The organism is Salinivibrio sp. IB868 (assembly GCF_001995655.1).
In the GTDB taxonomy this organism is placed as follows: domain Bacteria; phylum Pseudomonadota; class Gammaproteobacteria; order Enterobacterales; family Vibrionaceae; genus Salinivibrio; species Salinivibrio siamensis.
The window spans coordinates 131,712-144,410 of the sequence record NZ_MUEW01000005.1 but is presented as its reverse complement, the minus strand read 5'-3'; the positions used below and the strand labels follow the sequence as shown (position 1 = coordinate 144,410).

At 52.8% G+C, this 12,699-nt stretch carries 13 protein-coding genes and 3 tRNA genes; 8 read left to right on the top strand and 8 right to left on the bottom strand.

Annotation, left to right across the window (positions count from 1 at the left end; genetic code table 11):
* Positions 1 to 210: 210 nt before the first annotated feature.
* Entirely contained in the window at positions 211 to 1,371 is a 1,161-nt protein-coding gene (locus BZG20_RS07380; RefSeq protein ID WP_077578591.1) for a 2-octaprenyl-3-methyl-6-methoxy-1,4-benzoquinol hydroxylase, read from the top strand.
* Between the two features lie 21 nt (positions 1,372 to 1,392).
* Positions 1,393 to 2,004, top strand: a complete 612-nt coding sequence (locus BZG20_RS07375; protein ID WP_077578590.1) for an HAD family phosphatase — start codon at positions 1,393 to 1,395, stop codon at positions 2,002 to 2,004.
* Between the two features lie 62 nt (positions 2,005 to 2,066).
* Here BZG20_RS07375 and BZG20_RS07370 read toward each other — a convergent pair.
* The 8 genes from BZG20_RS07370 to lolB all read right to left on the bottom strand — a co-directional run bounded on the left by BZG20_RS07370 (position 2,067) and on the right by lolB (position 6,962).
* Positions 2,067 to 2,141: transfer RNA gene (locus BZG20_RS07370), tRNA-Gln, on the bottom strand.
* 17 nt (positions 2,142 to 2,158) lie between these two features.
* A tRNA-Leu gene (locus BZG20_RS07365) sits at positions 2,159 to 2,245 on the bottom strand.
* Between the two features lie 51 nt (positions 2,246 to 2,296).
* Positions 2,297 to 2,373 (bottom strand) — tRNA-Met (locus BZG20_RS07360).
* 269 nt (positions 2,374 to 2,642) lie between these two features.
* Positions 2,643 to 3,734: a redox-regulated ATPase YchF gene (gene ychF / locus BZG20_RS07350; protein WP_077578588.1), complete on the bottom strand. Its 1,092-nt coding sequence runs from the start codon at positions 3,732 to 3,734 to the stop codon at positions 2,643 to 2,645.
* Between the two features lie 24 nt (positions 3,735 to 3,758).
* Positions 3,759 to 4,349, bottom strand: coding sequence for an aminoacyl-tRNA hydrolase (gene pth / locus BZG20_RS07345; protein ID WP_077578587.1), 591 nt, complete (start codon positions 4,347 to 4,349; stop codon positions 3,759 to 3,761).
* A 192-nt stretch (positions 4,350 to 4,541) separates the two neighbouring features.
* Positions 4,542 to 5,489: a ribose-phosphate pyrophosphokinase gene (locus tag BZG20_RS07340; protein ID WP_046073862.1), complete on the bottom strand. Its 948-nt coding sequence runs from the start codon at positions 5,487 to 5,489 to the stop codon at positions 4,542 to 4,544.
* A 32-nt stretch (positions 5,490 to 5,521) separates the two neighbouring features.
* The gene (gene ispE / locus BZG20_RS07335; RefSeq protein ID WP_077578586.1) at positions 5,522 to 6,379 is read right to left on the bottom strand and encodes a 4-(cytidine 5'-diphospho)-2-C-methyl-D-erythritol kinase; all 858 of its coding nucleotides are present in this window, start codon (positions 6,377 to 6,379) and stop codon (positions 5,522 to 5,524) included.
* Positions 6,372 to 6,962 carry a lipoprotein insertase outer membrane protein LolB gene (gene lolB, locus BZG20_RS07330; protein ID WP_241829524.1) on the bottom strand — a complete coding sequence of 197 codons (591 nt, stop codon included), beginning with the start codon at positions 6,960 to 6,962 and terminating at the stop codon, positions 6,372 to 6,374. The genes ispE and lolB overlap by 8 nt, the downstream gene beginning before the upstream one ends.
* 318 nt (positions 6,963 to 7,280) lie before the next feature.
* Here lolB and hemA point away from each other — a divergent pair, with 318 nt between their 5' ends.
* The 6 genes from hemA to kdsA are packed head-to-tail and all read left to right on the top strand — an operon-like array spanning position 7,281 to position 12,595.
* Entirely contained in the window at positions 7,281 to 8,540 is a 1,260-nt protein-coding gene (gene hemA / locus BZG20_RS07325) for a glutamyl-tRNA reductase (RefSeq protein WP_046073693.1), read from the top strand.
* Between the two features lie 11 nt (positions 8,541 to 8,551).
* Positions 8,552 to 9,640: a peptide chain release factor 1 gene (gene prfA / locus BZG20_RS07320; protein ID WP_046073692.1), complete on the top strand. Its 1,089-nt coding sequence runs from the start codon at positions 8,552 to 8,554 to the stop codon at positions 9,638 to 9,640.
* Positions 9,640 to 10,485, top strand: a complete 846-nt coding sequence (gene prmC / locus BZG20_RS07315) for a peptide chain release factor N(5)-glutamine methyltransferase (protein WP_077578584.1) — start codon at positions 9,640 to 9,642, stop codon at positions 10,483 to 10,485. Before prfA ends, prmC begins: the two co-directional genes overlap by 1 nt.
* A 31-nt stretch (positions 10,486 to 10,516) precedes the next feature.
* The gene (locus BZG20_RS07310; RefSeq protein ID WP_046073861.1) at positions 10,517 to 10,900 is read left to right on the top strand and encodes a SirB2 family protein; all 384 of its coding nucleotides are present in this window, start codon (positions 10,517 to 10,519) and stop codon (positions 10,898 to 10,900) included.
* A gap of 2 nt (positions 10,901 to 10,902) precedes the next feature.
* Positions 10,903 to 11,712 (top strand): tetratricopeptide repeat protein, encoded by an 810-nt coding sequence (locus BZG20_RS07305; RefSeq protein WP_046073690.1) that lies wholly within the window; start codon positions 10,903 to 10,905, stop codon positions 11,710 to 11,712.
* Positions 11,713 to 11,743: 31 nt separating this feature from the next.
* Positions 11,744 to 12,595: a 3-deoxy-8-phosphooctulonate synthase gene (gene kdsA, locus BZG20_RS07300; RefSeq protein ID WP_046073689.1), complete on the top strand. Its 852-nt coding sequence runs from the start codon at positions 11,744 to 11,746 to the stop codon at positions 12,593 to 12,595.
* The last annotated feature ends 104 nt before the right edge of the window (positions 12,596 to 12,699 follow it).

Sequence of the window (12,699 nt, the reverse complement as noted above, 5' to 3'; positions counted from 1 at the left end):
CAGCTTGGCAAGCCGCGTATTGTACTGCTTTCCAATATCGCTGACCAGATCACAGGCTCGGAGAAATCGTGTCGATCCGGCTAAACGTTTGAGCGGATGCGACAAAGGCCAACTCGGAAAAGCGAATTTGCCCTCACTTTGATCGGATTGATATCGAATTCTCGTTTACCTTCAGTAGAATGCTTGCATCAACGGCACAAAGAGACGGTCATGAATCAATTTGAAGTTATTATAGTCGGTGGTGGCATGGTTGGCGCCGCGGCCGCACTCGGGCTTGCTCGCCAAGGCCGCCAGGTGGCGTTAATCGAGCGCCAGCCCCCTGAGCCTTTTGAACCTTCACAACCGATGGACCTGCGAGTGTCCGCGATTTCTCAGGCATCGGTGAGCCTGCTCAAGGATCTCGGTGCGTGGGCGAGTGTTGAAGCCATGCGTGTTTGCCCCTACCGCCGCCTAGAAACCTGGGAAGCGGAAGACAGCCGAGTATGTTTCAGTGCCGACCAACTCGACTTGCCACAATTAGGATATATGGTCGAGAACCGCTTGATTCAACTCGGCTTGTGGCAGCAGTTTGCTCGTTTTGACAATTTGCACCTCGTCTCACCGGCCTCGATCACGCGTATGACGCAGGCGGGCGATCTGCATCAAGTCCAATTAGAGAGTGGTGACACCTTGAGTGCTCCTTGGCTTATCGGCGCAGACGGTGCCCACTCCAAAGTGAGAGATTACGCGCAAATCGGCCTTACCAGCTGGGATTATCGCCAGCACTGCATGCTCATCCATGTCGAAACGGCCGCCCCCCAACAAGACATTACCTGGCAGCAGTTTTTCCCCACCGGGCCGCGCTCGCTGTTGCCGCTTTGTGGCCACAATGCCTCGCTAGTATGGTACGACAGCCCAGCGCGTATTCAACAGTTGTGCCAGCTCAATGCCGAACAGCTCAAAGCCGAGATCGTGAGCCATTTCCCACCGGAAGTGGGCGACGTCACTCCCATCAATTGGGGGGCATTCCCGCTGACACGCCGTCATGCTCAGCAGTACCATCGTAATGGGGTCGTAGTGATTGGTGATGCCGCCCACACCATTAACCCGCTGGCAGGGCAAGGGGTGAACTTAGGCTTTAAAGACGTCGCTGCACTGCTGGATGCGTGTGCCGATGCGGGCGCACAATGGCAAGCGGCGTCAACGTTAAAGGCATACGAAAAAGCACGCCGTACGGATAACATGATGATGCAAACCGGAATGGATGTGTTTTATACCGCGTTCAGCAATCAGTTTACGCCGCTAAAATTAGCCCGTAATGCGGTGTTTAAACTGGCTGAACACAGTGGCCCAGTGAAAACGCAGGTGTTGAAATATGCACTTGGGCTCTAGTCTTCGCGACAAGGAGGTGAAATGACTGGCTACCAGAATATTATTTTTGATATTGGCAATGTGATCGTGCGTTGGTCACCAGAAGAAATTATCCGCTTAACTTTGGGGGACGCGGCGGATGCCCACGCGCATGCCAATCAAATCTTCCAAAGTGATATCTGGCAAGCGCTGAATCGTGGCACGCTCACCGAGGCGCAAGCCAAGCAACGTTTTGCCGATGACACGGCGCTTAGCCCCGCGCAACTTGAGGCATTGTTTTATTACATTAAACAGACTCAAATTTGTCTTTACGGCAGTGTTGATTTGCTTCGCTCGGCCAAAGAGGCCGGATACGGGGTTTATGCGTTAACCGATAATGTGCGCGAAATCGTGGCGTTCTTAAAACAGCGCTACGCGTTTTGGTCACTGTTTGATGGTGCGATTGTGTCAGCCGAAGTAGGGTACTTAAAACCCGAACCTGCTATTTATCAACGCTTGTTGGATGATTATCACCTTGACCCAGTTTCATGTGTGTTTTTGGATGACAGGGCGGCGAACGTCGAGGGCGCGAAAGCATTCGGCATGGCGGGCATCCCCTTTACCGATGCACAGCAAGGTCGCGCAGAACTGGCCAAGATGGGGATCGTGGTGTAGTGGATGCGGTCAACATGAGCCTTTAAACGCAAAAAAGCCCACATGATGTGGGCTTTTTAATATGGCTGGGGTACCAGGATTCGAACCTGGGAATGACGAGATCAAAACCCGTTGCCTTACCGCTTGGCGATACCCCAGTAGGCTTTGCCTAACTTGGTGCGGAGAGAGGGACTTGAACCCTCACGTCCTTTCGGACACTAGCACCTGAAGCTAGCGCGTCTACCAATTCCGCCACCTCCGCAAAAGGTGGGTAACTCGGCAATAAAAAACGCTGCCAAATTACAAAAATACATGGTGGCTACGACGGGATTCGAACCTGTGACCCCATCATTATGAGTGATGTGCTCTAACCAACTGAGCTACGTAGCCACGCTATAAGGCAAAAGCCTTAAGACGGAACGGATTATGCGGATCGAGAGCCTGAGCGTCAAGTATGGCTACCCATTTTTTTATGATTTTCATCTCGTTGGCTGCAATATTCACCAGTTTGTGCTGATTTTGCCAACAGTATGCGTACAAGGCTTGCTCTGGACAGTGGTGAGGTCAGCTGTAAGACAAAAAAAGCCAGCCCGTAGGCTGGCTCAAGATCATCAGGGTGGGGTCTCGACAACACACCCATGGCGCTTAACGCTTGCGCGTTAAACGTTGAAACGGAAGTGAATGACATCGCCGTCTTTAACAATGTACTCTTTGCCTTCAAGACGCCACTTACCCGCATCTTTGGCACCGCTTTCGCCATTGTTAGCAATGTAATCATCATAGCCAACGACTTCGGCGCGGATAAAGCCTTTTTCAAAGTCGGTGTGGATTTTACCTGCCGCTTGTGGCGCGGTAGAGCCAATCGGCACTGTCCAGGCGCGCACTTCTTTCACCCCTGCGGTGAAATAGGTATGCAAGGTAAGCAGCTCGTAACCGGCGCGAATAACGCGATTAAGGCCCGGCTCTTCAAGGCCCATTTCATCTAAGAACGCGGCCGCTTCTTCGGCGTCCAGCTCGGCAATTTCGCCTTCAATTTCGGCGCACACAGCCACCACGGTCGCGCCTTCTTGGGCGGCGATGTCGCGCACTTGCTCCAAATATGGGTTATTTTCAAAGCCATCGTCGTTAACGTTGGCAATGTACATGGTGGGCTTGAGCGTCAAGAAGTTAAGATACTGCACCGCAGCGGCTTCTTCTTTGCTCAGTTCGACTGAGCGCAACATGTTGCCTTCTTCTAGCACAGGCAGCAGTTTTTCCAATACCGTCAGCTCAAACTTGGCGTCTTTATCGCCACCTTTGGCTTTTTTAGCGTTGCGTTGCATCGCGCGCTCACAGCTTTCTAGGTCGGCGAGCGCCAATTCGGTGTTAATCACGGCAATGTCATCAGCAGGGTCGACTTTGCCCGACACATGGACAATATTGTCATTTTCAAAACAGCGCACCACATGGCCAATGGCGTCGGTTTCACGGATGTTGGCCAGGAATTTGTTACCCAGGCCTTCACCGCGTGATGCACCCGCGACCAAGCCGGCGATATCGACAAACTCCATGGTGGTCGGTAGCACTTTTTGTGGGTTCACAATTTTGGCTAACGCATCCAAGCGCAAGTCAGGCACAGGCACCACGCCCGTGTTTGGCTCGATGGTACAAAATGGAAAGTTAGCGGCGTCAATGCCCGCTTTGGTCAGTGCGTTAAATAGTGTGGATTTACCTACGTTTGGTAGGCCCACGATGCCACATTTAAAACCCATGAGATGGTAACCCTTTAATCAAAATTACTGTGCTTTGAAGGTATGTAAACGATTTTGCGCTTTAGCAAGATCGTCTTTGAGCAGTATTTCAAGGCTGCGAACCGCCTCATCAGTGGCCTGTTCTAACAGACTCTGCTCATTGGCGGGGGCTTTGGTAAGCACATATCCCGCCACCTTATCCTTGTGACCCGGATGGCCAACACCAATCCGGAGTCGATAAAATGATTTATCATTTGCCAGTTTGCTGATGATGTCACGTAGCCCATTATGGCCACCGTGCCCACCACCTTGTTTAAACTTGGCCACACCGGGTGGTAAGTCTAGTTCGTCATGCGCCACCATGATGGCGTCGACGGGAATATTGTAAAAGTTGGCGAGTGCTTGCACGGCCTTCCCGGACAAATTCATGTACGTGGTTGGGATCAACAAACGCAGATCTTGCCCGTGGACATTGATACGGCCCGTCATACCAAAGAATTTTTTTTCTTCTTTTAACGGTGCATTGTGGATCCGCGCAAGCTCTTGCACGACCCAAGCGCCCGCGTTGTGGCGTGTTTGGGCATATTCTGGCCCTGGATTGGCCAATCCAACTAGTAAGCGGATCTGATTACTCACAACGTTTCTCGCTATTTGTCTACTTATCGTAGCCGGTGAGCATCGCGCCCACGCAAAAAGGCGACATATCCTACCATTGTTGTGACTAAAGGGTCGAGCCAGCACCGACAAATGGCAGATAAAAAAACACCCCGCACAAGGGCAGGGCGCTTAGGGGCTGTTGCTGAGGTTAACTCAGTGACGATGGCTAACTTACGAGTTAAACATCGCAGAGATAGACTCTTCGTTGCTGATGCGGCGAATCGCCTCAGCGAGCATGCCAGAGAGCGTTAATTGCGATACGCGGCCAGTGGCCTGGATCTCAGCGCTCAATGGGGTGGAGTCTGTTACCACGATTTCATCAATCACAGACTCAGCGATATTTTTCGGGGCATCGCCAGAGAAAACCGGGTGAGTGGCGTAAGCGAAGACGCGCTTAGCCCCGCGGTTTTTCAACGCTTCGGCGGCTTTACACAGGGTGCCACCGGTATCAATCATGTCATCAACGATGATGCAGTCACGCCCTTCGACGTCGCCAATCAAGTGCATCACTTGTGAGACGTTGGCACGTGGACGACGCTTATCGATAATGGCGATGTCAGTGTCATCCAGCAGCTTCGCGGTTGCACGCGCGCGAACCACGCCGCCAATGTCAGGAGACACAACCACAGGGTCTTCCAGGTTCTTCGCCAGCATGTCTTCAAGCAGAACAGGGGTACCAAAGATGTTATCGACCGGTACGTCGAAGAAGCCTTGGATTTGTTCAGCGTGAAGATCCACCGTAAGGACGCGGTCAACACCCACGTTAGAAAGGAAATCTGCAATGACTTTTGCGGTGATAGGAACACGAGAGGAGCGGACGCGGCGGTCTTGACGGGCATAACCAAAGTAAGGGATCACAGCGGTTATGCGGCCAGCCGATGCACGTCGAAACGCGTCTATCATCACGACCAGTTCCATTAAGTTGTCATTGGTCGGGGCGCAGGTGGACTGGAGGACGAACACGTCACTACCGCGCACATTCTCGTTAATCTGAACGCACACTTCACCGTCAGAAAAACGGCCTACAGTGGCGTCACCCAGTGACATGTAAAGACGGTTTGCGATACGTTGGGCGAGAACGGGTGTCGCGTTACCAGCGAACAGCTTCATATCAGGCACGGTGGAAACCTCGGGTTGCATCCATTTAGTAGTCACTGACCGACGGTTTGTTGCTGCAGCGCATCAAGTAGGGGTGAACGATTCAACCCACGTGCAACAAACCCTGTCAGCCAGTTAGGCATAGTGTCGAGTGTGGCCTGGGCATCTTGTGCAGTGTCAAACTCGGCAAACACGCACGCGCCTGTCCCAGTCATCCTAGACGGCGCGTATTCTAGCAGCCACGAAACAGCCTTATCAACCTCGGGGAATTGTTTACGGGCTATCTTTTCGCAATCGTTTTCGTATTTTTGTGCCATTAGCGCAGAAACTGTGCGCTTTGGCGTGTTTCGTTGCAACTGAGGGTGAGTGAAAATTGCAGCGGTTGAGATAGACACGTCAGGCTTTACCACCAAGTAGTATTTCTCGCGCGGCGCGACGGGCGTAAACACCTCTCCAATGCCTTCTGCGACTGCCGCCTGGCCATAAATGAAAATCGGCACATCTGCACCCAGCGTCAGGCCAAGTTGCGCCAGCGCTTGTTGGCTGACTTGGGTTTGCCACAGATGATTGAGTGCGACCAGCGTGGTGGCCGCATCGGATGACCCACCGCCAAGGCCGCCGCCCATAGGAAGGCGTTTTTCCACGTCAATATGTGCGCCTTGTTGGCATCCCGTATATTGCTGCAACGCTTTCGCGGCTTTGACAATCAAGTTGTCGTTTTCACTGACCCCCTCTATCGCGGGACTGAGGCTGATCGTGCCACTCGCGTTCGGCGTAATAGCTAGTGTGTCGCCATGGTCGAGAAACTGAAACAGGGTTTGCAGCTCATGATAGCCATTGTCGCGACGACCGGTGATGTAGAGAAACAAGTTAAGCTTGGCAGGCGCGGGCCAAAAGGTGGCTTTAGTCATTATCGAGCGTCCAATCAGAAATCATTAACTTAATGGTTTGCTGGCCTTTGGTAAGGGTAATACGTGTGGGTAGCGCAGGCTGCGTGTCAGCGCTGTAGTCTTGATAATCAATGTCCCAGCCCTGCGCTCCTTTGAGGGTCGCGACACGGTTATCTGGCCCAAGCAAAAAGGTGTCTTGCGCGCGCGGTAGGCCAATGAGCCAAGGGGCAAGGGCATCAACAGGCAATGGCGCGCCAGTTAAGTAGGCCATCAGACGCGCAGGATTAGGGTCTTGATAGGTCTCACCTTGGTCATCAATCACGGTCGCGCCTTGGGCATTCATGGTTAGCGACAGCAAGGTGGTGCCGAGAAAATTGGTGAGCCGCAGTTGAGATTGGGCGGGCGAGTGCCGCCAGTACAAATTGGCAGAAAAACGCGTGCTGGGGGCAATAAACGCGACCTTACCCCGTGCGGTGTAGCTATCCACCGATGCCAAGGCGTCGCGATGGCTCTGCCACTCAGTCGTGGGGGCTGGGGCAGTGGCACACCCCGCGAGTAGCGCTAAAAACAACGCCAAGACGCTCACGCGTAAAGAGGAGAACATCAAACCGAATATCCTTTTTGTTTTGGTCAACCGAGCATGGGTTTCGTCAGCCGACCATGGGTTTGGGTCAGACGACATCAATCGCTGTGTAACGCTACTTTGCCACAAGCGCCGGAATGAGAGAAGCCAGTCAAGCGCTTGGTTGTGTGGAGGAAAGAAAGGAATGTTTGTGGTTGTACACCTTTACATCGATCTCGTGAGGCTTCACATTTCCGTGCCACGAAAATGCTGCGATACAATGTTCGCTTTAATTCGCGGGGGGCATCAAGTAAAATCCTCCGCTCCAATCCTTACTGGTGCTGTCGGTAACAACGCTTCATGAGCCTGTTAGTTCTCGGAATTAATCACAAAACGGCCCCCGTCGAGCTGCGGGAAAAGGTCGCCTTTTCGCCGCAACAGCTTGAGCAGGCGTTAGGGCAGCTTTCCGAGCATCCGCAGGTGCGCAGTTGCGTGATCGTTTCAACCTGCAACCGTACTGAGATTTATGCTGAGCTCAACCAGCCGGGTGTGGGGGTATTGGTAGAATGGCTAACGCGCTTTCATCAGCTCAGTAGCGACAGCCTAATGGCCAGCATTTATTACCATGAAGAGCAATCTGCGGTGAAGCACTTGATGCGGGTGGCGTGCGGGTTAGACTCCTTGGTGTTAGGCGAGCCGCAAATACTGGGGCAAGTGAAGCAAGCGTACGCCAGTGCCGGTGACGCGGGAATGATTTCTGGCTCATTGGAGAAATTGTTTCATAAAGCCTTTGCGGTGGCGAAGCGGATCCGTACCGAGACCGAGATTGGCGGCAATGCGGTGTCAGTGGCCTTTGCTGCTTGCACATTGGCGCGCCAGATTTTTGAGTCGTTATCCGACGTAACCACCTTGCTCGTGGGCGCTGGCGAGACCATTGAACTGGTGGCCAGGCATTTAAAAGAGCACCAATGCAGTCAGATTATTTTTGCTAACCGCACACAATCACGCGCGCAGGCACTTGCCGAGCAATTTGACGCGAAAGTGTCGGGGCTCGATGCCCTTGAAGAGCAACTCTGCCACGCTGATATTGTGATTAGCTCGACGGCGGCGCCTATGCCATTGATTGAAAAGGCGATGGTAGAAAAAGCCTTGAAACAGCGGCGTCACCAACCCATGTTGCTGATTGATATTGCCGTCCCGCGTGACATTGATGAAAACGTGGGCAGTCTCGCGGACGCGTATCTCTACAGCGTGGATGACTTACAGTCGATTGTGGAGCACAACCGCGAGCAGCGAAAGCTCGCGGCGATTCAAGCCGAAGCGATTGTGACCGAAGAAAGTGCTGATTTTATGCGCTGGTTACGCTCACGCGAAGCGGTAGACAGTATCAAGCAGTACCGTACACAGTCTGAACACATTAAACAGGCGGAATTGGAGCAAAGTATTCAGGCTCTAGCCAATGGCGCTGACGCAGAAAGCGTATTACGCCAGCTGAGTAACCGTCTGACCAATAAACTGATCCATCCCCCCACGCAGGCGATGCAGCAAGCGGCGCAAAATGGTGAGCCGGATAAACTGGCGGTGATGCGCGTTTGTCTGGGGCTGGACAGTGACAACTAACGAAGAGACATATGAAAGCATCAATATTAGCCAAGCTAGAGTCGCTATCTGAGCGTTACGAAGAAGTTCAGCACCTGCTCGGCACCCCAGACATCATTAATGATCAGAACAAATTCCGCGCGTTGTCGAAAGAGTATTCGCAGCTGGAAGAGGTGATCAAGTGCTTCAGTGAGTTCAAGCAAGCGCAAGAAGACTTAGCTGCCGCAAAAGAGATGGCCAACGAAGACGACGCAGAGATGCGTGAAATGGCGCAAGAAGAAGTCGCGCAGGCTGAACAAACCATTGCATCACTGACCGATCAGCTCCAGATTTTGCTGCTGCCGAAAGACCCGAACGATGACCGCAATTGCTTCCTAGAAATTCGCGCCGGTGCCGGTGGGGATGAAGCCGGGATTTTTGCCGGGGATTTATTCCGCATGTATAGCCGTTATGCTGAGCAGCGTGGCTGGAAACTGGAAATTATTAGTGCCAGTGAAGGGGAGCACGGCGGCTTTAAAGAAGTGATTGCCCGCGTTGCCGGTGAAGGCGCGTATGGTGTGCTTAAGTTTGAGTCTGGTGGTCACCGCGTTCAGCGCGTGCCCGCAACAGAGTCACAAGGGCGCGTGCATACCTCGGCGTGTACCGTGGCGATTTTGCCAGAAATTCCAGAAGCGGAAGCCCCAGAGATTAATCCAGCTGATCTGAAAGTGGACACCTTCCGTGCATCCGGTGCCGGTGGTCAGCACGTCAACACCACAGACTCTGCGATTCGTATTACTCACTTGCCGACTGGCACTGTGGTGGAATGTCAGGATGAGCGCTCACAGCACAAAAACCGCGCCAAAGCGATGTCGGTATTGGCAGCACGCTTGATTAAAGCGGAAGAAGAAAAGCGCGCCGCAGAAGAGGCATCAACCCGTCGTAATCTGCTGGGTTCGGGCGACCGCTCAGACCGGATTCGTACCTATAACTACCCACAAGGTCGGGTGTCAGACCATCGAATCAATCTGACGCTGTACCGTTTGGATGATGTGATGCAAGGCGATCTTAATAGCTTGGTCGACCCGGTGATTCAAGAACACCAAGCAGACCAACTTGCGGCCCTGTCTGAGCAGCAGTAATGACAGCAACGATTAGCGCACTACTGGCCGATAGCACCACAGAGCTGACCGCTTTATCGGGCGGCGCTGCGGCTGTCGACGTGAGGGCCTTACTCTGTCACGTATTAGGGCAGCCAAGCAGTTACCTCTACACCTGGCCTGAGCGCAAACTCACCGCGGCACAATTGGCGCAATTTCGCCAGCTGTTTGCCCGTCGTCTACAAGGCGAACCCGTGGCGTATATTTTGGGTTACCGCGATTTTTGGACGCTACGACTCAGTGTCTCATCCGCAACCTTAATCCCGCGTCCTGAAACCGAGCTGCTGGTGGAACAAGCGCTGGCCGTGCTGCCTGCCACGCCTTGTCGTGTGCTGGATTTAGGCACAGGGACGGGGGCTGTCGCCTTAGCCATTGCCAGCGAGCGGCCTGATGTTACCGTCGTAGGGGTCGATTTGATGCCAGAAGCCGTGGCCTTGGCAAGCCGTAATGCCCACGACAACCGCCTTCCCAATGCCCACTTTATTCAAAGTGACTGGTTCGACGCGCTCAGCGATATGAACCCGTTTGAGGTGATTGTGAGTAATCCGCCGTATATCGACAGCGCTGACCCGCACCTTCAGCAAGGCGATGTCCGCTTTGAGCCGGCCAGCGCCTTGGTGGCGGAAGAAAGTGGCTTGGCCGCGATTCGTCACATCGGCCAAACCGCGGCCACGTATTTGGTCGATGGGGGCTGGCTGATGGTCGAACATGGCTACAACCAAGGCGAAGCGGTGCGGTCTGCATGGAAAGAAGCGGGCTGGCCTGATGCCAAAACCCAACAAGATTACGCTGGGCTCGATAGAATCACCTTGGCACAGCGACTTTAACTGACACTGATAGGAAGCAGGAATCGTTATGATCTACATGGCCCTGAAGCACACCCACTTACTGACCGTGGTTTTAAGTCTCTCATTATTTGTGATCCGGTTTGTCTGGGTAATGCGCGACAGTGAGATGATGAATAAAAAATGGGTCAAGGTCACGCCGCATGTGGTCGATACCCTATTATTGAGCACCGGTGTGGCGCTGATTTTTGTGACCGGGTTTATTCCCTTCACCGAATCTGGCGCGTGGCTCACGGAAAAGCTGACCTGTGTCTTGGCTTACATTGCCTTGGGCTTTGTGGCCTTGCACTACAGCCGAGGTAAATTATTCCGAACGGTAGCCTTTTTAGGCGCATTAGGGTGGGCCTATGCCGCGGCTAACCTTGCACTACTCAAAGTTCCTCACGTAATGGGATAAACATGATGCCATTAACCGATCAACAATTAGACGCGCTGACATTGGCAGAAGGGGCGGCGACCCTGAACCATGCCATCGACTCGTCAGTCGATGTGCATCAGGTTAAAGCGTCACTGGATCGCCTTGCCGACGAAGCGGAGCACCAGCTTGGTGCCGAGCCCGATATGGCATTACGTCTGGATGGCCTGTGCCGTCTGTTTTATCACCAGTGGCAATTCAAAGGCGACATCGAGCAGTATTTTTCATCGGATAACGTCTTTATTAATAAGGTATTAGAGCGAAAAACTGGGATCCCAGCCTCATTGGGCGCTGTCTTTTTATATCTGTGCGAGCGCTTGTCGCTGCCGGTTAAGCCAATGGCGTTTCCTAGCCAGCTGGTACTGCGTATTGATGAGTTGGAAGACGCGCCGGTTTTCATCAACCCGTTTAACGGTGAACGGGTTAATGAACGTATTTTGCGTGGCTGGCTAAAAGGGAGCCAAGGCCCACTTGCCGAGCTTGAATCGTCGCACTTGCAGCCAAGTGACAACCCCACGATTATCGGTCGTTGGCTCACCGTGGCGAAAAGTGCGCTATTACGGGAAGAAAAATACGCCATGGCGCTGCGTTGTAGTGAGCTGGCGCTAACCTTTAGCCCTGATGATCCTTACGAGATTCGCGACCGTGGCTATATTTTCCAACAATTGGATTGCGATCGTGTGGCGGCGACTGACTACGAGTATTTTATTGAGCAATGCCCGGACGATCCGGCGGCAGAACTGCTAAAAATGCAAGTAAAGGCGCTTAACGAAGAGCAACCAACGTTACATTAATGCGTGATCACGCATGACTAAGGATACCTGTATGACGCAAAAAACCGTCCACATTGGTGACACCCCTGTTGCCAACGATCGCCCGTTTACTTTGTTTGCCGGCATGAACGTGCTGGAATCACGCGATTTGGCCATGCAAATTTGTGAGCATTACGTCAAGGTGACCGACAAGCTTGGCATTCCGTATGTTTTCAAAGCCTCATTTGACAAGGCGAACCGCTCATCAGTGCATTCTTACCGTGGCCCGGGCATGGAAGAGGGGCTCAAGATCTTTGAAGAGCTAAAAAGCACCTTCGGCGTAAAAGTGATTACTGACATCCACGAGCAATATCAAGCGGCACCGGTGGCGGAAGTGGCGGATGTGATTCAATTGCCTGCCTTCTTAGCGCGCCAAACCGATTTGGTTGAAGCCATGGCAAAAACCGATGCGGTTATTAACGTTAAAAAACCTCAGTTTATGAGCCCTGGACAAGTGGGTAACATCGTCGACAAATTTGCCGAGTGTGGCAACGAGAAAGTGATCTTGTGTGAACGTGGCAGCTGCCATGGCTATGATAACTTGGTGGTGGATATGCTCGGCTTTGACGTGATGAAAAAAGCCTCAAACGGCAGCCCGATTATTTTTGATGTTACCCACGCGTTGCAATGCCGTGATCCACAAGGTGCCGCCTCTGGTGGACGTCGTCAGCAAACGGTTGATTTGGCCCGTGCAGGTTTAGGGACCAAAATTGCTGGTTTGTTTATCGAAGCGCACCCAGATCCAGACAATGCCCGTTGTGACGGGCCGTCAGCGCTACCACTGGACAAGCTTGAGCCTTTCCTGGCACAAATGAAAGCGCTGGATGATGTGATTAAACACTTTGCAGAGATTGATATCCGCTAATTAGCGGTCGATCGATACCGATAAGAAAGCTGCCGAAATGGCAGCTTTTTTTGTCTGTATTGAACACAATAGGTCAGCCAGTGACGGGCGCGGTCCCTAGGATA

What these genes read in the sequence shown, in the direction of transcription:
- BZG20_RS07380 (WP_077578591.1), top strand. Translation starts at nt 211, where the DNA reads ATGAATCAATTTGAAGTTATTATAGTCGGTGGTGGCATGGTTGGCGCC.
- BZG20_RS07375 (WP_077578590.1), top strand. Translation starts at nt 1,393, where the DNA reads ATGACTGGCTACCAGAATATTATTTTTGATATTGGCAATGTGATCGTG.
- ychF (WP_077578588.1), bottom strand. Translation starts at nt 3,734, where the DNA reads ATGGGTTTTAAATGTGGCATCGTGGGCCTACCAAACGTAGGTAAATCC.
- ispE (WP_077578586.1), bottom strand. Translation starts at nt 6,379, where the DNA reads ATGACTAAAGCCACCTTTTGGCCCGCGCCTGCCAAGCTTAACTTGTTT.
- lolB (WP_241829524.1), bottom strand. Translation starts at nt 6,962, where the DNA reads ATGTTCTCCTCTTTACGCGTGAGCGTCTTGGCGTTGTTTTTAGCGCTA.
- hemA (WP_046073693.1), top strand. Translation starts at nt 7,281, where the DNA reads ATGAGCCTGTTAGTTCTCGGAATTAATCACAAAACGGCCCCCGTCGAG.
- prfA (WP_046073692.1), top strand. Translation starts at nt 8,552, where the DNA reads ATGAAAGCATCAATATTAGCCAAGCTAGAGTCGCTATCTGAGCGTTAC.
- prmC (WP_077578584.1), top strand. Translation starts at nt 9,640, where the DNA reads ATGACAGCAACGATTAGCGCACTACTGGCCGATAGCACCACAGAGCTG.
- BZG20_RS07305 (WP_046073690.1), top strand. Translation starts at nt 10,903, where the DNA reads ATGATGCCATTAACCGATCAACAATTAGACGCGCTGACATTGGCAGAA.
- kdsA (WP_046073689.1), top strand. Translation starts at nt 11,744, where the DNA reads ATGACGCAAAAAACCGTCCACATTGGTGACACCCCTGTTGCCAACGAT.